Here is a 20255-nt window from a genome sequence, read left to right as displayed (position 1 = left end):
AAGCAAGCCGTCAAAATCGCATTTCCGCCAGCCTTTGGGTGAAGCTGGCTGCTTCGTGCGCATTGATGTCGGCGGCGCGGATCAGATTGTCGAAATGGCTGGTCAGCTTGCGGACCGGCTGGGTCGCGTTCAGCACCAGATACATGTCGCCGACATAGATGGCGGCGCGATAGGGCCCGAAGATGGTGTAGGGGATCGAATAACGCATCCGTCCGTCATAGAGAAACAGGCGGAAGGTGGGATAAAGGTCGTCGAGCAGCGTCGCCATATGAAGAAGCTGCTGGTGGCGGGCGGCCTCAGGGAAACGGTCCCAGACGCCCAGGCCGCGCGCAAAGATCTCCAGCGTGTGGCGCGGCATGCAGACTTCCATGTCGGTTTCCGGCCGCCGGTTGTAGTCGATGCGGTACTGCGTCTCGCCGGCCTGGGCCTCACGGCTCTTGTTGGCGATACCGGCCTCGTAATCGACGAGCGCTTCGGTGCGCAGAAGATCGGGAATGCCGGCCGGCACGTAACGGATTTTCGTGCCCGCGGCCTCGGCATGCCATCTGGCCAGCAGCGTGCGGTCGAAGCCGTCAGGCGCTTCCTCGATCTCCAGGCTCTCGCGGATTTCACCGGTGAGGCCTTCGTCCTGGCTGAGGCCGAGCAGCCAGTCGAGCGACACTTTGAATTCGGCGGCGATGTTGAGCAGCGTTTCGGCGCGGGGAAGGCGTGTCGAGGCGCCGGACAGCAGCTGCGAAAGCGCCGAGCGGTCGATGCCCACCGCAGTCGCGAAAGCGGACTGGTTCAGATCGGATCGTGTCAGGAGCATTTTCAGGCGCTCCCGAAAGACCGTCGACAGGTCGCGTTTGTCCATATCGTCATTCCAGCCATTGGGAGAAAAAAAATTCGCCGAACCCGCCAACCTGGCACTTTGGGCGTAAATGAATCCTCAATCCTGTTTACAATAGATAACACATGCAGCTGAAAATGCGCAATCGCAACATTTTGTGCGCTTTGTCGCGTTGCAGCATCACGACGCTCCTGACACAATGCTGTCAGGAATCAAAACGGTTCCGGCGACTGGAAGGGCAGTGGTCGATCCATGACAAGCAGGAATAACAGACGACGCAAGGCACCGGCCATCGAATGGCCGACCGTTTTCCTCGCGATTTTCTGCTACGGCACCTGGCTTGCAGCTGGCCTGTTCCTGTGGCCGTCCTATCCGCTGCTGGCGCTCGTCGTCCTGGCCTTGATGGCGGCGCTGCAATCCTCGCTGGCGCACGAAGTCCTGCATGGCCATCCGACCCGCAATGCGCAGATCAACGAAGCTTTCGTCTTCCTGCCGATTGGTCTCGTCTGGCCTTTCCGGCGGTTCAAGACCATTCATCTGCGTCATCATGCCGACGAACGGCTGACCGATCCGCTTGACGATCCTGAAAGCTACTACAAGGCGCTGTGGCACCATGACGAATTGCCGCCGGCGATGAAGTTCCTGCTGAAGATCAACAACACCATGATCGGCCGGCTCATTCTCGGCCCGTGGCTGTCGTGCACCGGCTTCTTCATCGACGATGCCAGGCAGATGCTTGCCGGCGACAAGGTGATCCGCAAGGCATGGCTGCTGCACGCCATCGGCCTCGCCGTGGTGCTGCCGGTCGTGCAGTTCGGCTTCGGCATCCCGCTATGGCTCTACATCCTGGTGCCGGTGTGGCTGGGCCAGTCGCTGATCTCGATCCGCACCTTTGCCGAGCATCAGTGGTCGGAGCATCCGGAAGGCCGTACGGTGATCGTCGAGCGTTCGCCGCTGTCGTTCCTGTTTCTCAACAACAATCTGCATTTCGTTCATCACAAGAGCCCGACGGTGGCCTGGTACAGGCTGCCGAAGCTGTTTCGTGAGCGCCGTGACGAGTGGCTGCGGATGAACAATGGCTATGCCTATCCGAACTATTTCGCGCTGCTTAGGGCATATGCCTTCAAGGCCAAGGAGCCGATCGTCCACCCGGTGCTGCGGCGCACGCCGGAACCGGGCCGGGCGTTCAAGCCGCGCGTCAGGGCGCGCAGCCTCAATGGGCTTGGCAGCGCGCCGGTACCGGCCGAGCCGCCGAAAGAATGAATTTTTGGGTATTGCCGGCAGCGATGCCCAGGTGCGCGTCAATGGCCTCGTCAATTTTTCTCAGCGTAACGATCAAAGTCCCGGCATGAGCGATTTCGTTGCCGGCTTGCCGATGTACGACTGGTCTGAAATGCGGAGCGAGGTCGACGCCCAATGGGCGCGGCTGCGTGATGCCTTCCGGCAAAAAGGCATCGACGCGCCGCAGACCATCGCTCGCGTCAATGCCGATCTGCGGCCTGTGGAAGGCGGCATCCGCGACGCCGCCGGAAAGGTCATCGCGCCCGATCCGGCGACGCTGCCGCCGGACGAACTGGATTTTTTCGGCCTCTGGCTGCATCCGGCGCTGCTGTTCGCACAGACCTGCTGGGGTCCGATGGAACTCGGGCTGGCGACGCATGTTCAACTGGTCGGCCAGCCGCGTTACGACGCGTTCGAGGGCGGGCAGGGTGAACTCTATTCGAGCGCGCTGGTGATGCGTGCAGGTGAAGCGCCAACGGTTGGCTCACCGTCCGACGGCAGCCCGCTCATCCCGCTCGATGTCCTGCGTGGCAAGCATTTTACCTTCAACAGCCTCGATTCCATGTCGGGCATTATCGCGCCGACGCGTGACCTGGAGGCGCTGGGCGAAAGCCTGGACATCTTCTCCGAGCGCAGCGAAAGCGGTGGCCACCGCGCCTCGATCGTCGCCATTGCCGAGGGCAAGGCCGATGTCGCGGCGATCGACTGCCAGAGCTGGGCCAATGCGCGGCGCTTCGAGCCGGCAGCGGAAGCGGTCACGGTCGTCGGCTGGACAAGGCGGCGCAAGGGCCTGCCGTTCATCACTGCCAGAACGACACCGGAAACGGTCGTGGAGGCGCTGCGCGAGGCGGTCGCGGCGACCGCATAAAAAATCAGTCGCCGAGCAGCCGCTCGTCGAGCGGATAGGTCGAAAGCTGCTCGTTGCCGGTTTCGGTGATCAGGATCTGCTCCTCGATCTTGACGCCCTCGCGCCCGCCAAGCCGGCCGATATAGCTCTCGACGCAAAGCACCATGCCCGACACAAGCACGCCGTCGGACGTGTCTTCGGTCCAGTCGATCGCATGCGGCAGCGTCGGGTATTCGTCTGCCAGGCCGACGCCGTGATAGAGCACGCCGTAACGCGTCGGGAAACAATCTCCAGGCGGCACCGCCGAGCGTTCGACAAGATCGCGGAATGATGTGCCCGGCTGCATCAGGCCGATGTTGTGGGCGATCTGGTCTGCGGCGATGCGAAACAGCTCGCGTTGCTCGTTGGACGGCTCTGTGTCGCCGCAGAGCCAGGTGCGCGACAGGTCGGCGCAGAAACCGTAAGGGCCGATCAAATCGGTATCGAAAGCGACGAGATCGCCGGCTGCGATCGTTCGCGACGAGCATTCCTGGAACCAGGGATTGGTGCGCGGGCCAGACGTCAAGAGCCGGGTTTCGACCCATTCGCCGCCACGCGCGATGTTGCCGCGGTGGAGTTCGGCCCACAATTCGTTTTCGGAAATCCCTGGCCTCAATGCTGCTTCCATCTCGCCCATCGCCGCCTCGCAGGCGACGATCGACCGGCGCATGGCCAGGATTTCGTCGGGCGATTTGATCAGGCGTGCGTTTTCCATCAGCGCTTCGCCATTGCCGATCGAGATGCCGAGGCGGGCGAGTTCTTCGACGCCCTCGGGATTGATGTGATCGACGGCGATGCGGCCGACACCGCCGCCATGCTGCTTAACCAGATCGGCAATCCCGGCGGCCCAGCGGCGGACTTTTTGCTCGGTGAGGTCGCCGCTGTAGAGATAGATCCACGACACTGCCGGCCGAACCTCGTCGACGACGCCGGAGTGGTCGGAAAGGTGCTCGCAGGAAAAATAGTCGAACAGCACCACCGGACCTTCGGTGGCAACGAAACAATGTCTTGTCGGATTGTGTGCGACCCAGAGCTGCATGTTGGTCGAGTCGGTCGCATAGCGGATGTTGATCGGATCGTAGAGCAAGGCTCCCCCATAGCCGCGGCGCTTCAGCTCGGCGCGGATGCGGTCGAGCCGGTATTGGCGCATGGCGGGCAGGTCGGGAGCAGCAATGCCGGCGGCGTGCCACTCGGCTTCCGCCAGTGCGCCGTAGCCAAGCACATGCTGGTTGAGTTCAGCGGCCTTCTGCCGCGACTTCAGGCGCAACGCATCGATTGAGCCTGCTTCGTCCGGCTCGAACGGCGCGATCCTGCGATGACGACCGAACCGTCGCTCGCCGCCCGGATCGCTCATTTTCCTGTCCTCCCGATATCAATCGGCCGCGCGGGTCAGGCCCAAGGGCGGGCCGTTGGGTCCAATGCTTTCAGGCTCGCATCTTTTCGCCGCTCGGGTCGAAAGGCGGCTCGACATTGATGCGGGCTGGTCGTCGGCTTCCGAGGATCTCGATCTCGAACAGTCCGGCGCTCTCGTCCCCGGCCAAGGCCGCTGGCACATAGCCTTGCGCCATCGATTCCTGGACGTAATGGGCATAGCCGCCGGAGGTGACCCAGCCGACCACGCGCCAGTCGCCGTCGACGATGCCGCGCACGGCCGAAGCGCCTTCCGCGGCCCTCGAGCCGCGCACTTCCTTGCCGTCCGTGTCGAAACGCTGCGCGCCATAACCATGCGGCTTCTCCACCGTGCCGTAATCCTTGCCGCCGACCTTGGCCCAGATCGGTTCGTCGCCCATGACGTCGGCGTCGGCGGCATCGACGATGAAGGAGACACGGCGCAGTTTTGGCCCTTCTGCCTGCTCCCTGGCTGCCGATTCGCGGCCGATGAAGTCGTTCTTCTCCAGCTTGACGAAGCGGTCCATCGCCCCTTCGAACGGCCCGTAGATCGGGCGCAGTTCGCGGAACCAGGTCGGAAAATTCTTCTCCAGGCGCATCGAGAGCAGGGCGCGCATGCCGAAATCGACCAGGCCAAACTCTTCGCCGGCATCCTTGATCGCCTTGTAGACGAGACGCTGGTAGGCCGGCGCCATCCAGATCTCGTAACCGAGATCGCCGGTATAGGTAATGCGATTGACCATGCAGGGCGCGCCACCGACCGCCATCTCGCGGAAGTCCATGAAGCGGAAGGCCTTGGTCGAGATGTCGACATCAACCAGTTTCTGCAGAAGGTCGCGTGATTTCGGCCCGGCGATCGACAAGCCGACCAGCGTCTGGTCGAAGCGGTGAATGCGGACCTGTGACGCCGTTGGACCATCCTTCGGCAGGTGCTTCTCGAACCAGCGCATATGATACTTCTGCGCCGCCGACGAGCTCCAGATCATGAAGCGCTCTTCGCCCGCTTTGGCGATGGTGAAATCGCCGATCAGCCTGCCGAACTCGTTCAGCATCGGGGTCAGCACAATGCGGCCGGTCTTCGGCATGCGGTTGGTCATCAGCCGGTTGAGGAAATCTTCCGATCCCAGCCCGGAGACTTCGTATTTGGCGAAGTTGGCGATCTCGGTGACGCCGACCTTCTCGCGGGTGGCGCGCACTTCCTCGCCGATCGGTCCGAAATCGTTGGAGCGATGGAAGGAAACGATGTCCTTCGGCTCGGTGCCCTTCGGTGCGAACCAGAGCGGAGTTTCGAGGCCCCAGCTATCGCCCATGACGGCGTTGTTGGCCAGCATCGTGTCGTAAAGCGGGGTTGTCTGGGCCGGGCGTGCCGCCGGCAGTTCCTCGTTGGGAAAGCGGATGGAAAAACGGCGCGAATAGTTTTCGCGCACCTTGGCATTGGTATAGCGCAGCGTCGCCCATTCGCCGAAGCGCGCGACGTCCATGCCCCAGACGTCGAAGCCGGGATCGCCATGGACCATCCAGTTCGACAATGCCAGCCCGACGCCGCCGCCTTGCGAGAAACCGGCCATGACGGCGCAGGCGCACCAGAAATTGGTCAGGCCCTGCACCGGGCCGACCAGCGGATTGCCGTCGAGCGCGAAGGTAAAGGGACCGTTGATGATCTGCTTTATACCAGCCTTCTCGATGCCGGGAAAATGCTTGAAGCCGATTTCCAGCGACGGCGCGATGCGGTCGATGTCGGGCTGCAGCAATTCGTGGCCGAAATCCCACGGCGTGTTGACCGGAGACCACGGCTTGCAGGCTTTTTCATAGGTGCCGAGCAGGATGCCGTTGCGTTCCTGGCGGGTGTAGATCTCGCCCTTGAAGTCCATAACGCCGATCATCTCGCGGCCGGTCGACTTGTTGAATTCCTCGACCTCCGGCATCGGCTCGGTCAAAAGGTACATATGCTCCATGGCCAGCAGCGGCAGCTCGACGCCGACCATGCGGCCGATCTCGCGCGCCCACAGGCCGCCGCAGTTGACGACATGCTCGGCCTTGACCGTGCCTTGCTCGGTAACGACGTTCCAGGTGCCGTCGACCTCCTGCGTCAGCTCGACGACGCGGTTGCGCAGCACGATCTCGGCGCCGAGCTTCCTGGCGGCCTTGGCGTAGGCGTGGGTGGTGCCGGAAGGATCGAGATGGCCTTCGACCGGATCCCACATGGCACCGACGAAATTGGTCTCGTCCATCAGCGGGAACATCGCCTTGGCCTCTGACGGCGTGATCAGCTCGGTGTCCATGCCGAGATAGCGGCCTTTGGCGTGGGCAAGGCGCAGGAAGTCCATGCGCTCCGGCGTATCGGCCATCATCACGCCGCCGGTCAGGTGCAGCGAGCAGGACTGGCCGGAAAGCTCTTCGATCTCCCTGTAGAGCTGCACCGTGTAGGCCTGCAGCTTGGCGACATTGGGATCGCCGTTGAGCGTATGGAAGCCGCCCGCCGCATGCCAGGACGAACCGGAGGTGAGCTCCGAACGCTCGATCAGCATGATGTCGGTCCAGCCGGCCTTGGCCAGATGGTAAAGCACCGAGCAGCCGACGACACCGCCACCGATGACAACCGCTTTTGCATGAGATTTCATGAAGATAGTTCCGTTTTTGAAGAGATTTAATCGGGTGAGCGGGGCGTGAAAACAAAATGGAGAAGCGCTCCGGCTGGAATAATCTCACGCCCTTCTTCTGCCCCGCCGATCGGGGGAGAGGTGTCGAGCGAAGATCGACGGAGTGGGAGTCGCCTGTTCATCAAATCAATACAGATGATCAAAAATCAGTCGGCGCGCCGCCTTCGGACCGACGTTTGTCGACGAAGGCGTCGAGCTCCTCGCGGATAGCCGGGTCCGTGTAGGGCTCTTCATAGGAGGCCAGCCGCTCCTTCCATACCCGATTGGCTTTTTCGATAGCTGTCGGCGATCCGGCTTCCGCCCAGGTCTCGAAATTGCGCCAGTCGGAGATGATAGGCGAATAGAAGGCGGTCTTGTAGCGGTCCTGGGTATGCTGGGTGCCGAAGAAATGGCCGCCGGGACCGACGTCGCGGATGGCGTCGATAGCCAGTGCTTCCTCCGAAAGGTCGAGCGGGGTCAAAAATTCGGCCACCATCTGCAGCAGATCGATGTCCAGGATGGTCTTCTCGTAGGAGCAGCGCAGGCCGCCTTCCAGCCAGCCGGCCGCATGCATCATCAGATTGCCGCCGCCCTGTATGGCGCCCCACAGCGAGAACACGCTTTCATAGGCGGCCTGTGCGTCGACCGTGTTGGCGGCGCAGGTGTTGGAAGTGCGGTAGGGAATGTTGTAGCGGCGGGCGAGCTGGCCGCCGACCAATTGCGCCTTCATGTATTCCGGCGTGCCGAAGGCCGGCGCGCCGGACTTCATGTCGACGTTGGAGGTGAAGCCGCCATAGCCGACGGGCGCGCCCTTGCGCACCATCTGGGCAAAGGCAATGCCGGACAGTGCCTCGGCATTCTGCTGCACCAGCGCACCGGCGATGGTCACCGGCGCCATGGCGCCCGACAGGGTGAACGGCGTCACGATGACGACCTGGCCCTTGCTCGACATCTGGATGATGCCTTCCATCATCGGCACGTCGAGCTTGAGCGGCGAATTGGTGTTGATGATGGTGAACACCGACGGCTGTTCGAGAAGCTGTTCGTCGCTGATGCCGCGCGCGATCCTGGTGATCTCGATGCCGTCGACATTGCGTTCCTTGCCGAGCGAATAGATGTGGAACACCTTGTCGGTGAGCACGCTCAGATCGCGGATGCATTCGAGGTGGCGGACGGACGGATGGATATCGATCGGCTCGACCGGATAGCCGCCGGTGCAGTTGAGGATGTTGTGCATCTGCGCAAGCTTGAGGAAGTTGCGGTAGTCCTGCTGGTTGCCGGGCCGGCGGCCGCGGTCGATGTCGGAACAATTGGGCGCCGACGCCATCATCGAGATGATCAGATTGTCGCCGCCGAAGCGGACATTGTGCGCCGGATTGCGGGCATGGATGGTGAATTCCGACGGGCAGTGCGAAACCAGCTCGAGGATCATGTCGCTGTCGAAGCGCACCCGCTCGCTGCCTTCGCGGACATCCGCGCCATGCGCCTTCATGATGCGCCTTGCCTCGTCGTGCAGCACGTCGACGCCGATTTCCCTGAGAACGCGCAGCGAGGCGAGGTGGATCGATTCCAGCTCGTCGTCGGAGACCAGCCTGGTCGGCGTCAGCGGGATTTTCAGCTGACGGAAAGGCGGCTGCTCGAACGCCGCCGCTGCGCCGGCGCGCTTGCCCGCGCGGCCGCCGCGACGGGCGCGGTCGTTTGCCAATGCCGGTTCGGCGGGATGAAGGGCGGCGGTCATGATAGTCCTCGTACGCTGCGATGGTGCGGCGGCATAATGGACCGACCGCCGTCCCGCCATTGCGGAGGCGGCGACCACTAGGACGAGGGAAGCGACATGGACGTTCGCCAGCCGGACGCACCAAGGCGAATCCAGATCTGTGCCCGAACTGTGAAACATGTCACGTTGCGATCACGTCATATTGAGTAAGTACATTGAATACAAACCGTCCTGAGGGAGACTATTTCCGTGTCGGATGTTGTCAGCGTGCGTGCAGCGACCAACAACGAAGTCGCTTTCATTGCCTGGGATATTGACGGAATGATCGACGGCTGTCTCGGCTTCGAGATCGTCCGCATCTATCCCGGCACCGGCGAGGAACGCTGTCTGGCGTCCTGGGTGCCTTTCCGGGGGCAACGCAACAAGGACTGGATTCCGCAGGATACCGGCGTCTGGCCGGTGCAGAAGACATTCTGGCGCGATCTTACGGTGCGGCGGCGCCGCGACAGCGTCGAAATCAGGCCGGATGGCGAATTGGTCGCCTACCGGGTGCGTCCAGTCGGCGACATGCGGCCCGGCCTCGATCCGGTGCCGGTGCGCCCCGAGAAAGCCTATACCGGAGCGGCACGGCCGCTCGGCTATCTCGGACAAGGTGCCGTCAGCCCGACCATCTTCCTGGGATCGATGTTCGGGAAGGCGCGGCTCGCCTTCACCAACGGCGTGCTCTCGACGCAATGGCTGTCGCGCGCGCTGGAAGATGCCGGCATCAAGGTCGGGCAGCGCGATAAGATCAGGGCCGAGCTTCAGCGTCCCGGCAGCAAGATCCGCGCCTATCTTCACGGCGAGGTTCCGGATGTGCTCACCAGCCTGATGAAACGGGCCAAGGCCGAGGGCGGCACTGTCAGGCTTGCCCTCTACGAGCTTGGCGATGACGAGTTGTGCGACGCGATCATCGACGCCAAGGATGTCGTCGACGTCATTCTTTCGAATTCGGGCAGGGATGAACAAACCAAGGCGTGGGACGCGGGCAACGCGCCGTTCAGAAAGCGGCTGCGCGACGCCGGCGTCGTGCTGACCGATCGTCTGTTCAACAACAACCATATCGGCCACAACAAGTTTGCCGTCTACCGCGACGCCCAGGGCAATCCGCAAGCGGTCATGACCGGCAGCACCAATTGGACGTCGACGGGCATTTGCGGACAGTCCAACAACGCCTTCATCCGCGACGACCCTGCCATGGCCGAAGTGTTCGATGCCTATTGGGAACGGATGAAGGCCGACGTGTTCCCGCCGCCGGCGAGCGATAGCGCCGCCGGACGTGTGGCGCAGAAGCAAGGCAGGCCGTTTCGCCTGAAGAATCGCACACCGAACCATGTCGATGGGACCACCATCTGGTTCTCGCCAAACGATCCCGACCGCAGCAAAAAGGACATCTCGGTGCGGCCTGTCGATCTCGAAGATGTTTTCGCACGAATCAAGGCGGCGAAGGAGGCGGTGCTCTTTCTCGTGTTCAATCCGTCGCGGCTTGGCAACAATTCGGTCATCGATCAGGCGGTCGCGGCGGCGACGGCGAATCCAAAGCTGATCGTGCAAGGCGGAATCAGCGATCACACCGCCATGCCCAACTATATTGCTCCGACCCGGGATCCAGTCACGAACAAATCAAACAAGGACGGCAAATCGCCATTCGTCTTTCCGGAGAAGGTCTGGGAGGCGCCGAACGTCTCCATCGTCAGGGCGGCCAACCTGACGGGGGCCTCCGTTGCGCGGGATTTCCAGGCGGAAGTGCTGACCGTCGGCCATGCGATCGTGCACGACAAGATCGTGATCATCGATCCGATGGCCGACAATGCGACCGTCATCGCCGGCAGCCACAACCTTGGCTACAAGGCGTCCTATGAAAACGACGAGAACATGGTGATCGTCGAAGGCGACAAGACGTTCGCTGCGGCCTTTGCGGTGCATATGCTCGACGTGTTCGACCACTACAAGTTCCGCGCCTGGCGCAGAACGATTGGAGAAGGACCGTCGGACAATGACGGGCTCTCCATCGACGACAAGTGGCTGAAGCCTTACGCGGAGGGCAGGAAGGGGGCGATTGCCCGGTATTTTCCGTAGTGGCCTGAATGGTGCCGCGGAGTCCTTAACAAGCCATGCTCTGGCTGGCGCAAGCGGTTCTTGCCGCCGGTGCTTCCCGGGGCGCCGCCGAAACGCTAATCGTGCAGGTTCCTGTTGGTGCGGATCATGGACCGGGCGGAACAGAACAGCGACGAGAAAATGCAGTGGGCGGCGATCACCGGCGTGATCGCCACCGTTTCGGTGTTCGCCATCGCGCAAGGGCTGAGCTACCCGCTGCTGAGCTTCATCCTGCAGCGCCAGGGCGTCTCGCCGGCCATGATCGGCCTGTCGGCGGCAATGACGCCGGTCGGCTTTATCGTCTCGTCGCCGCTTATCCCGGCGCTGGCGCGCCGGTTCGGGGCAGGGCGCACGGCGCTGACCTGCGCGGCCCTTTCCGCGATCATGCTGGCGCTGATCGGCTGGACGCAAAATGTCTATCTCTGGTTTCCACTGCGCTTCCTGATCGGCGTGGTGACCAATCCGCTCTATGTGCTGAGCGAGATCTGGGTGATCGCGCTGGCGCCTCCGGCGCGCCGCGGTCGCGTGATGGGAATCTATTCTACAGTCATTTCGGCAGGTTTCGCGGCCGGCCCGCTGTGCCTGCTTGCGGTCGGCACCGAAGGATGGCCGCCGTTTCTCGTCGGCATCGCCGCATTCGTCTTTTGCGGCGCCTGCCTGGCGCTGGTGCTGCGACGGCTGCCAAAGGTCGATGAAGCCGGGCACCAGGTTTCGGTGATGGGGTTCATGCCGATGGCATGGCTGCTGCTGTCGGCGGTCGTGGTGGCCGCCGGTTTCGAACAGGGGGTGCTGGCACTGCTGCCGGTCTACGGAGCGCATTATGGCATCGCGGAGGCGCGCATGTCGGCGCTGCTGTCGATGATGATCGCCGGCAACATCGCCATGCAGGTGCCGCTCGGCCTGCTGGCGGAACGGCTGACGGCGCGTCTGGTGCGATTTATCTGTGTATCGCTAACGGTGCTCGGATGCGTGCTGTTGCCTGTTCTCATCGAGACGCCTCTGATCTGGCCGTGCGTGTTTGTCTGGGGTGCGGTTTCCTACGGCATCTACACGATGTCGATCATCGAGCTTGGCGAGCGGTTCACCGGCTCGGCACTGGTCGCCGGCAACGCCGCCTTCTCGCTAATGTGGGGCGTCGGGGGCATCGCCGTGCCGCCGCTGGCGGGCGGCGCCATGGATATTCTCGGCGCGGACGGCCTGCCGATCACGCTTGGCGCCATTTGTCTGGCGTTGGCGGTCACAACCGTATTGCGGGGGCGAGCGGTCTAATACAATTGCGGGGTGCCTTCATTTCCTTGCCATCTGGAAATCGCCCATAAATCACATTCGGCATGGTGTTCAGAGGGATGCATCCTGCGTAGAAGGTCTCGAATTTCAACGGCACGATCAAAATCGGGTATCAATCCAACATCGGACAGTTCCGTGTTCGCAAACACGTCAGGAAATCCTCCGCAGTTGGTCAGAGCGCTTATGGAGACGTCTTGATCCAACAAGTCGTAGCCCAGGAAGGTAAATCCGTTCCAGTCGAGTGAACGCACGTCAGGCGATGGTCTTCGGATCACATTAAGGACATTCAAGTCGCCCGGATCCGCCAACTCCGAAAGGAGGAAGTCCAGATCCACAAAGAAATCGAGCATGTAGTCCTCGTTGACAATATGGGGCCAGTAGCTGTCCTTTACCTCTCCCAGCGCGACCGGCCCGAGCATTCCATCGAGTGAGACGACCTCGCTTAATTGGGTGAGGCCGGACCAGTTTATGTACATGGTCCACGCAGTGCCGCTGAAAGGACCGAACTTCTCTTTGGCAATGTACAGATGTTGCATGGATTCCCTCGTGGCCTGCGGGCGGCAGGCGGCCCCACCTTAGAGGCCAACAGCGCAATGGCTCCTTTTGCGTTCCAGGTTGAATACCGATAGTGGCAAGACGACGTTGCCGAGCCTTGACGAATTTATCGGAGACCACATGACCAAGTCGAACACAAAGACGCGGCCGAATTCGGCGACTGAGGATCCCTTTCTCTGGCTGGAGGACAGAACGGGCAAGGAAACGCTCGACTGGGTTCACCGTCAGAACGAGATCACGGTCGCCGAGTTGCAGGGCGATCCATCCTACCAGACCTGCTTCCAAACCGCACTGGACCTGATGACGGCCGAAGACAACATTGCCGTCGGGTCTGCGCTCAACGGCCACGTCTATAATTTCTGGCAGGACAAGACCAACGTGCTCGGCCTCTGGCGGCGCACTCCGGTCGCTTCCTACAAGACCGAGAAGCCGGAATGGGAGACGATCATCGACTTCGACAGTCTGTCAGCCAAAGAGGGTGTGAGATGGGTGTTCAGCGGCGCTAGCCGGCTTTACCCCAATTTCAGCCGCTGCCTGCTCAGCCTGTCGCCGGATGGCGGCGACGCCAGCGAAATGCGCGAATTCGACATCGACAGCAAGTCCTTTGTCGAGGGCGGCTTTCGTGCTCCTGCCTCGAAGTCGGGCTTCAACTGGCTGGACAAGGACACGGTCATCGTATCGGCTGCCTTCGAAGAGGACGAAAAAACCCAGTCCGGTTATCCGCGCGTGGTCAAGCTTTGGCAGCGCGGCACCAGGCTGGAGGATGCGACGCCGATTTTCGAGGCGCAGAAGCAGGATCTCGCCGCCGGCGGTTCCCTCGAATTCGACGGCGACAAGCGTCATCTGTTGCTGACCCGGACGCTCGATTTCTTTGCCTCGCACAGTTTTCTTCGTCTGCCCTCCGGTGAAAACAGGCGCATCCCGTTGCCGGACGACGTGACCGACGCGGTGCTGTTCAGGGATCAGTTCGTCTTTGGAGTACGCAGCCCGTGGACGGCGCCGGACGGCACGCTGTGCAAGCCTGATGGCCTCTATTCGCTGGACTTCGCGCGCTGGATCGAGACCAATGCGCTCGCACCTGTCGAGACCGTGCTCGAACCGGCGGATCGTGTCTCGATTGCCGGCATTGCCCGCACGCGGGACCGATTGTTCATCAATCTGATGGACAATGTGCGCGGCAAGGTCGTCGCCTGCGATCGCAGCGGCAGCGGCTGGTCGCTGCAGCCGGTGGCGCTGCCCGAAAACGGCAGTGTCGGCATCAGCCACGCCGAGCGTTTCGGCTCCAGCGTGTCCTTCTCCTTCACCGATTTCCTGACGCCGAGCTCGATCATCTGGTCGGACGACAATGCAGCGATGCTGACAACCGTGAAATCGCAGCCGGCGCGTTTCGATGCATCGTCCCTGGTCTCGGAACAGTTCGAGGCACGCTCGAAGGACGGCACCAAAATCCCTTATTTCGTCGTCAGGCGGCGCGACCAGGACGGGCCGGTGCCGACGCTGCTTTACGGCTATGGCGGCTTCGAAGTGCCGCTGCTGCCCGGCTATGCCGGCGTGCGCGGCCGGCTGTGGCTGGAAAAGGGCAATGCCTATGTGCAGGCCAATATCCGCGGCGGCGGCGAGTTCGGTCCGAACTGGCATCAGGCCGCGCTCAAGGCCAATCGCCAGAACGCCTTCGACGATTTCGCCGCGGTCGCGCAAGACCTGGTGGAACGCGGCATCGCCACGCCGGCGACGCTTGGCATCCAGGGCGGCTCGAATGGCGGCTTGCTGACCGGCGTTTCGCTGACCCAGCATCCGGAGCTTTTCGGCGCGGTGATCATCGACGTGCCGCTGCTCGACATGCTGCGCTACACCGAACTGCCGCCCGGCGCATCCTGGATGGCCGAGTATGGCGATCCGGCGAAGCCGGAAGAGGCCGCGTCGCTGGCGGCTTACTCGCCTTATCAGCATGTCGAGACCGATGCCGCCTATCCGCCGGTGCTGCTGACGACATCGACCGCCGACGACCGCGTCCATCCCGGCCATGCGCGGAAGATGGCGGCACGGCTGCAGGCTGCCGGCCACGCGAAGACGCTGTTTTTCGAGGAGACCGAGGGCGGCCATGGCGGGCGCGGCGATCGCCGGCCGCAAGCGGCACAGGCGGCGATGAAGTATGTCTTCCTGCAACGGGCGCTGGCCGGAACGGCTTGAACGGAACGGCTTGAACTGATCGCATCAGACCGCCTAAGATGCTGCATGGGTCGGATGAAGGCATCATGCGCGTTTGGGGTGGCCGTGACGCCGTCGCCGCGCACGCTTCGCGCCGAGCTTTTGCGGCTTTGCGCCCGCATCGGCTATTCGCCGCCCGCCTTCCTCTGACGAATCCGCCCCGGCTGCAATTGCCGGATTGGTTCAAGAGGAAGATCAGACATGACCTATCAGAATTATTCGCTGAAGCAGCTTCAGCAGATCGATGCTGCGCATCACCTCCATCCGTTTACCGACCACAAGGAGATGCGCGAGGCCGGCTCACGCATCATCACCCACGCCAACGGGCCGTTCATCTACGATTCCGAAGGCACGGAAATCCTCGACGGCATGGCCGGGCTGTGGTGTGTCAACATCGGTTACGGGCGCGATGAGCTGGCCGACGCCGCTTACGCCCAGATGAAGGAACTGCCCTACTACAATTCCTTCTTCAAATGCTCGACCCCGACACCGGTGCTGCTGGCCAAAAAGCTGGCGGAACTGGCGCCAAAGCATGTCAACCAGGTGTTCTTCGGCTCGTCCGGTTCGGAGGCCAACGACACGGCGCTGCGCCTGGTGCGCCACTATTGGGTATTGGAAGGCAAGCCGGAGAAGAACCGCATCATCTCGCGCAAGAGCGCCTATCACGGCTCGACCATCGCCGGCACTTCGCTGGGCGGCATGGAGCCGATGCACAAGCAGCTCAACGGCGCGGTTCCCAACATCGTCCATGTGATGATGCCTTATGCCTATGAGCTGGCTCTGCCCGGCGAAAGCGACCATGATTTCGGCCTGCGCGCGGCCAAGGCCGTCGAGGATGCCATCCTCGAAGCCGGCGCCGACAAGGTCGCCGCCTTCATCGGCGAGCCGGTGATGGGAGCAGGCGGCGTGAAGATACCGCCGATGAGCTATTGGCCGGAAGTGCAGCGCATCTGCCGCAAATACGATATCCTGCTGATGCTGGACGAGGTCATCACCGGCTATGGCCGCACCGGCGAGTGGTTCGCAGCTCAGACCTTCGACATCGAGCCCGATACCATCACCACCGCCAAGGCGCTGACCTCCGGTTATCAGCCGCTGTCGGCACTGCTGGTCGGTGACCGCATCGCCGCGACGCTGGTCGAGAAGGGCGGCGAGTTCAATCACGGCTATACTTATGCCGGCCACCCCGTGGCCTGCGCCGTGGCGCTGAAGAACCTCGAGATCATCGAGCGGGAAGGTTTGGTCGATCGGGTCAAGAACGACACCGGACCCTATTTCGCCAAGGCGCTGCAGGAGCACGTCGGCGGGCACAATCTGGTCGGCGAGGTGCGCTCGATCGGGCTGATGGCGGCGATCGAGATCGTCAGCGACAAGGCGACCAAGGAGCGCTTCCTGCCGGCCGGGAGCGCGGCCGTGACCGTCCGCGACCACGCAGTTGCCCAGGGCATGATGCTGCGCGCCACCGGCGATACGATGATCCTGTCGCCGCCGCTGATCTGGACGCGCGAGACGATCGACATGGCCTGCGGCCGCATCGCCAAGGCGCTTGACCTGGCGCAGGCGGATTTGCGCAAGCGGTGAGATAAAACGATCGCCGGGCGTTCTGCAACCGGACGCCCGGCATTTGAATCGGACTCTGCCAGCCGGAGAAGCCGCTCACCAAGAGCCGAGGCCCGATCGGCGGATTTCACTTTTTTGTCTCGGGCAGCGCCGCTTTGCTCAACGCAGTGCTGCGCTTCGGTACGGCGCGCCGGCGCCGTATAAATCGCTCAAGCAAGTTCCGTCTTCTCTTGCGCTGGAGAAGATCGATATCGCTGACGAGCTTCGCGCCGCCCTCGCGCCGCTCCAAGGTGATCTTGCGGCTATGAAAGGCTTCCAGCTCGGCGCGATGCGCCACGCTTATGATGGTGACCTTCGGCAATTCGTGAACGATCATCTCCATCATCTTGTCCTGGCTCTTTTCATCGAGTGCTGACGTTGCTTCATCCAGCACGATGATATCGGGGCTGTGCAGCAGAAGACGCGCGAAGGCGAGCCGCTGCTTTTCGCCACCCGACAGGGTCTGGTCCCATGGCGCGTCGTCCTCGATCTTGTCGTTCAGATAATCGAGCCCGACCTTGTCGAGGGCAGCCTTGATCTCATCCAGCGTCCAGCGATCGGCGGCGCCTGGATAGGCGACTGCGCGGCGAAGCGTCCCGGTGGGGACATAAGGCCGTTGCGGCAACATGAACAGCCGTCTGTCGGCGTGGATGTTGACGCTGCCGCCGCCCCACGGCCACAGACCTGCGACGGCCCGCACCAGCGTACTCTTGCCTGAGCCGGATTCGCCGGCGACGAGCACCCGCTCGCCTGATTCGATCACGACCTTGGTTTCCTTGACCACGGCGGTGCCGTCGTCGAGCGACACGGAGAGATTGTTCAGGCTGAGCATCGCATCGCCTGCAGCTTCGCCGCGCTTTATGCGTCCCAACGTGTTGCTCTGTTCGGCGCGCTCGAGCCCGTCGAGCGACATCATCAGCGAGGCGATGCGCCGTGCACAGGCGTTCCAATTGGCGAGACGGGGGTAGTTGTCGACCAGCCATCCGAACGCGCCCTGCACAATGGCAAAGGCAGAGGCAGCCTGCATGACCTGTCCAAGTGTCATGCCGCCTTCGAGAAACTTTGGAGCGCAAAGCAAAACCGGCACGACAGGCGCAAACAGACTCGCCCCCTGCGATACCAGCGCTGTGCGCATATGCTGACCTGTAAGGAGCGCCCATTGCCTGAGCACATAGGCGAACGTCTTGTCGATGCCGCTACGCTCTTCCTCCTCGCCGCCGAGCAATGCGATACTCTCGCCGTTTTCCCGCACGCGCGTCAGCGTGTAGCGGAATTCGGCTTCAGCCTGATTTTTTTCCTCGGAGAGGTGGACGAAATGGCGGCCAATGACCGCCATCGAGGTGGATGTGATCGCGGCATAGAGCACCGCGGTGATGACGAGAAAGCCGGGAATGGTCACCGTCGAACCTGCGATCGTCAGAGTCAGGGCCCCGCCGATCGTCCAGAGCACCACGATGAAGGTCGAGGCCGACAGAAACGCGTTGATGACACCGGCGATGAAGTCGACCGGGGCTTCGGTGGCAATCCGCAAATCCTCCGTGATGCGTGCTTCAGGGTTCTGGTGGTCGCCGCCGACGAGGTTCAACTGAAAGTAGCGGCCGCTTGCAAGCCACCGCGCGATGACCGCGTTGGTAAGCCAGGAACGCCAGCGGCGCTGCATCGTCATGCGAAGGAACACCTGTGCAACGACAAGGCTTCCGCTTCCGAGCACGAGCGGGACGAAAACGGCGCTCAGGACATAGACGGTGCGCGCATTGCGTTGCTCAAGGGCATCGAAAATTGCGCGATTCCAGACATTGATGCCATACTGGAAGCCGACATTGATGACGATCAGGACCAATAACCCGATCGTGTACGGCCAAGCCCGCCTGTCGCCTCCGCGGCCCCAGTAACCGCGCGCGCTGATCCAGAAACGCCTCAGCAAGTATCTCTTGCGCGCCTGCTCGGCCTCCTCAGGGGTCAGCTCCGGATCGGGTTCGACGAAATCCAGCGGCGGCGGGGCCGCGCCGACGATCTCAGACTCGGCTTCGACAGTCGACTGCTTCTCCTGGCGCGACTTCTCGGCATCGCGTGATTTGGAGACCGATTTCGGCTTGGATTTAGCCCCGGACATACCGGCGATAACGGCTTGGAAATCAGAAGGTTTCAATGATGTCCGCTCAAGCCGCTTGATCTCCACGTCGGCGCGGATGCGGTCGGCTTCGTTTCTTGGCGTCTTCCTTGATCTGCTGCCACTTCGTGAGCCTGTCGACAATCTTGCCGACGGGACCGTTGAGCTTCAGGAGATCTCAGATCGCTCACCGAACCTCGCGCTGGGGAGCATTGCAGCGACCATCTGTGGGTCGACGTCGGTCAGGACCGCCGCACGAGGCCGACGACCATCTGGAGATGCGCCAGGGCGATCGTCTCACTGTCGTTGAAGAATGCGAAATGCAAAAACCGCGCTCCATCGGGAACGCGGCTTTGCCAGATACGCATGGCGCTTCGCTGACTGAACACTTGGCGAAACTTACGGGCTCCGGGACGCGAGACCTGATCCGGAGCGCCGGGCGGTTGCGATAGGCCGCCTCGCACTCCGTTCTACAGGGACATCGTTACCGGGTGGTTATCGATAGTTTAAGCAAATCTAAATTTCCGATGTTTCTTGCCGGAAACCGAAAGCCGGTCGAGTTCGAGGCTGAAAGCGCGTCGCGTCTGAAGGGCAGGCTTTTGGGCGACATGCATTACGCCGGGGTGCCGCGCAGGAAATTTATGATGCCGGAGAAGTCGGCAGCGGCATGCCCCTGGGCGTTGAACAGCGCATAAAGCTGGGCGGCCTCGGCGCCGAGCGGCGTCACCGCACCGGCGCTTTGCGCGGCCTCCTGCGACAGTTTCAGGTCTTTCAGCATCAGTGCCGCGGCAAACCCCGGCCTGTAGCCATTGTTGGCCGGCGATGTCGGCACCGGACCAGGGACCGGGCAGTAGGTGGTCAGCGACCAGCACTGGCCCGACGAGTTCGAGGCGACGTCGAACAGCGCCTGGTGCGACAGGCCGAGCTTTTCCGCCAGAACGAAGGCTTCGGCGACGCCGATCATCGAAATGCCCAAGATCATGTTGTTGCAGATCTTTGCCGCCTGTCCGGCGCCGTCATCACCACAATGGACGATACGGCCGGCCATCGGCTTGAGGATTGGTTCGGCCTTGGCAAAAGCTTCCTTCGCGCCGCCGGCCATGAAGGTCAGCGTGCCGGCGGCGGCGCCGCCGGTGCCGCCGGAAACCGGCGCGTCGATCGACAGCAGCTTGTGTCTGGCGGCAATGGCGTGGGCTTTTCGTGCCGATTCGACGTCGATGGTCGAGGAATCGATGAACAGCGCGCCTTTTTTCGCCTTTGGCACGATGTCTTCATAGACCGACAGGACGTGTTTGCCGGCCGGCAGCATGGTGATGACCACATCGGCCTCCTTCACCGCGGCAACGGCATTGGCCATGACGACGACCCCATGCTCCTTGGCGTTGGCGAGATTTTCCGGGATCAGGTCGAAGCCGTGGACGGCATATCCAGCCTTGACGAGGTTGGCTGCCATCGGATTGCCCATATTGCCGAGGCCGATGAAGGCGATGGTGGTCATAAAGGCACTCCGTGGTTTGGGTAAGGCAGTAGTCAGTAGGGCAGTAGGGCAGTAGGGCAGTAGGGCAGTAGGGCAGTAGGGCAGTAGGGCAGTAGGGCAGTAGGGCAGTAGGGCAGTAGGG

Annotated in this window: 14 protein-coding genes; 6 read left to right on the top strand and 8 right to left on the bottom strand. The window is 62.2% G+C overall.

Going from position 1 to position 20255, the window contains the following annotated elements; all coding sequences use genetic code 11:
- Nucleotides 1-10: 10 nt before the first annotated feature.
- On the bottom strand, nucleotides 11-853 hold the full coding sequence (locus M727_RS0122130; protein ID WP_027154489.1) for a helix-turn-helix transcriptional regulator: 843 nt from the start codon (nucleotides 851-853) through the stop codon (nucleotides 11-13).
- Nucleotides 854-1081: 228 nt separating this feature from the next.
- Here M727_RS0122130 and M727_RS0122125 point away from each other — a divergent pair, with 228 nt between their 5' ends.
- Both M727_RS0122125 and M727_RS37055 read left to right on the top strand, forming a co-directional pair.
- Nucleotides 1082-2092, top strand: a complete 1011-nt coding sequence (locus M727_RS0122125; RefSeq protein WP_027154488.1) for a fatty acid desaturase — start codon at nucleotides 1082-1084, stop codon at nucleotides 2090-2092.
- A gap of 85 nt (nucleotides 2093-2177) precedes the next feature.
- Nucleotides 2178-2978, top strand: a complete 801-nt coding sequence (locus tag M727_RS37055; RefSeq protein WP_036263008.1) for a PhnD/SsuA/transferrin family substrate-binding protein — start codon at nucleotides 2178-2180, stop codon at nucleotides 2976-2978.
- A gap of 4 nt (nucleotides 2979-2982) precedes the next feature.
- Here M727_RS37055 and M727_RS0122115 read toward each other — a convergent pair whose 3' ends face one another.
- The 3 genes from M727_RS0122115 to M727_RS0122105 all read right to left on the bottom strand — a co-directional run bounded on the left by M727_RS0122115 (nucleotide 2983) and on the right by M727_RS0122105 (nucleotide 8762).
- A complete protein-coding gene (locus tag M727_RS0122115) occupies nucleotides 2983-4350 on the bottom strand; it encodes a Xaa-Pro peptidase family protein (protein WP_027154487.1) in 1368 nt (455 codons plus the stop codon).
- Between the two features lie 70 nt (nucleotides 4351-4420).
- Complete coding sequence (locus M727_RS0122110) at nucleotides 4421-7006, bottom strand: FAD-dependent oxidoreductase (RefSeq protein ID WP_027154486.1); 2586 nt, start codon at nucleotides 7004-7006, stop codon at nucleotides 4421-4423.
- 178 nt (nucleotides 7007-7184) lie between these two features.
- A complete protein-coding gene (locus tag M727_RS0122105; protein ID WP_027154485.1) occupies nucleotides 7185-8762 on the bottom strand; it encodes a trimethylamine methyltransferase family protein in 1578 nt (525 codons plus the stop codon).
- A gap of 228 nt (nucleotides 8763-8990) precedes the next feature.
- Here M727_RS0122105 and M727_RS0122100 point away from each other — a divergent pair, with 228 nt between their 5' ends.
- Together M727_RS0122100 and M727_RS0122095 are read left to right on the top strand one after the other, a co-directional pair.
- Entirely contained in the window at nucleotides 8991-10859 is a 1869-nt protein-coding gene (locus tag M727_RS0122100) for a phospholipase D-like domain-containing protein (protein WP_027154484.1), read from the top strand.
- A 126-nt stretch (nucleotides 10860-10985) separates the two neighbouring features.
- Nucleotides 10986-12146, top strand: coding sequence for an MFS transporter (locus tag M727_RS0122095; RefSeq protein ID WP_027154483.1), 1161 nt, complete (start codon nucleotides 10986-10988; stop codon nucleotides 12144-12146).
- Here the strand turns inward: M727_RS0122095 and M727_RS0122090 are convergent.
- Nucleotides 12143-12700 (bottom strand): hypothetical protein, encoded by a 558-nt coding sequence (locus tag M727_RS0122090; protein WP_027154482.1) that lies wholly within the window; start codon nucleotides 12698-12700, stop codon nucleotides 12143-12145. The two genes, M727_RS0122095 and M727_RS0122090, sit on opposite strands and share 4 nt — an antisense overlap.
- Before the next feature lie 139 nt (nucleotides 12701-12839).
- Here M727_RS0122090 and M727_RS0122085 point away from each other — a divergent pair, with 139 nt between their 5' ends.
- Nucleotides 12840-14909, top strand: a complete 2070-nt coding sequence (locus M727_RS0122085) for a prolyl oligopeptidase family protein (RefSeq protein WP_027154481.1) — start codon at nucleotides 12840-12842, stop codon at nucleotides 14907-14909.
- A 219-nt stretch (nucleotides 14910-15128) separates the two neighbouring features.
- A complete protein-coding gene (locus M727_RS0122075; RefSeq protein WP_027154479.1) occupies nucleotides 15129-16508 on the top strand; it encodes an aspartate aminotransferase family protein in 1380 nt (459 codons plus the stop codon).
- Between the two features lie 106 nt (nucleotides 16509-16614).
- Here the strand turns inward: M727_RS0122075 and M727_RS0122070 are convergent, their stop codons facing one another.
- From M727_RS0122070 to mmsB, 3 genes are all read right to left on the bottom strand, one after another.
- Nucleotides 16615-18639, bottom strand: coding sequence for an ABC transporter ATP-binding protein/permease (locus tag M727_RS0122070; protein ID WP_027154478.1), 2025 nt, complete (start codon nucleotides 18637-18639; stop codon nucleotides 16615-16617).
- 239 nt (nucleotides 18640-18878) lie between these two features.
- Nucleotides 18879-19004 (bottom strand): hypothetical protein, encoded by a 126-nt coding sequence (locus M727_RS43825; RefSeq protein WP_268931692.1) that lies wholly within the window; start codon nucleotides 19002-19004, stop codon nucleotides 18879-18881.
- Nucleotides 19005-19249: 245 nt separating this feature from the next.
- Nucleotides 19250-20134, bottom strand: a complete 885-nt coding sequence (gene mmsB, locus M727_RS0122055; protein WP_027154477.1) for a 3-hydroxyisobutyrate dehydrogenase — start codon at nucleotides 20132-20134, stop codon at nucleotides 19250-19252.
- Nucleotides 20135-20255: the final 121 nt, after the last annotated feature.

Origin of the sequence: Mesorhizobium sp. WSM2561 (assembly GCF_000513915.1) — a bacterium.
Classification (GTDB): Bacteria; Pseudomonadota; Alphaproteobacteria; order Rhizobiales; family Rhizobiaceae; genus Mesorhizobium; species Mesorhizobium muleiense.
This window is presented reverse-complemented; position numbering and strand designations above follow the sequence as displayed.

What these genes read in the sequence shown, in the direction of transcription:
- mmsB (WP_027154477.1), bottom strand. Translation starts at nt 20,134, where the DNA reads ATGACCACCATCGCCTTCATCGGCCTCGGCAATATGGGCAATCCGATG.
- M727_RS0122070 (WP_027154478.1), bottom strand. Translation starts at nt 18,639, where the DNA reads ATGTCCGGGGCTAAATCCAAGCCGAAATCGGTCTCCAAATCACGCGAT.
- M727_RS37055 (WP_036263008.1), top strand. Translation starts at nt 2,178, where the DNA reads ATGAGCGATTTCGTTGCCGGCTTGCCGATGTACGACTGGTCTGAAATG.
- M727_RS0122085 (WP_027154481.1), top strand. Translation starts at nt 12,840, where the DNA reads ATGACCAAGTCGAACACAAAGACGCGGCCGAATTCGGCGACTGAGGAT.
- M727_RS0122130 (WP_027154489.1), bottom strand. Translation starts at nt 853, where the DNA reads ATGGACAAACGCGACCTGTCGACGGTCTTTCGGGAGCGCCTGAAAATG.
- M727_RS0122105 (WP_027154485.1), bottom strand. Translation starts at nt 8,762, where the DNA reads ATGACCGCCGCCCTTCATCCCGCCGAACCGGCATTGGCAAACGACCGC.
- M727_RS0122115 (WP_027154487.1), bottom strand. Translation starts at nt 4,350, where the DNA reads ATGAGCGATCCGGGCGGCGAGCGACGGTTCGGTCGTCATCGCAGGATC.
- M727_RS0122090 (WP_027154482.1), bottom strand. Translation starts at nt 12,700, where the DNA reads ATGCAACATCTGTACATTGCCAAAGAGAAGTTCGGTCCTTTCAGCGGC.
- M727_RS0122110 (WP_027154486.1), bottom strand. Translation starts at nt 7,006, where the DNA reads ATGAAATCTCATGCAAAAGCGGTTGTCATCGGTGGCGGTGTCGTCGGC.
- M727_RS0122095 (WP_027154483.1), top strand. Translation starts at nt 10,986, where the DNA reads ATGGACCGGGCGGAACAGAACAGCGACGAGAAAATGCAGTGGGCGGCG.
- M727_RS0122125 (WP_027154488.1), top strand. Translation starts at nt 1,082, where the DNA reads ATGACAAGCAGGAATAACAGACGACGCAAGGCACCGGCCATCGAATGG.
- M727_RS43825 (WP_268931692.1), bottom strand. Translation starts at nt 19,004, where the DNA reads ATGCGTATCTGGCAAAGCCGCGTTCCCGATGGAGCGCGGTTTTTGCAT.
- M727_RS0122075 (WP_027154479.1), top strand. Translation starts at nt 15,129, where the DNA reads ATGACCTATCAGAATTATTCGCTGAAGCAGCTTCAGCAGATCGATGCT.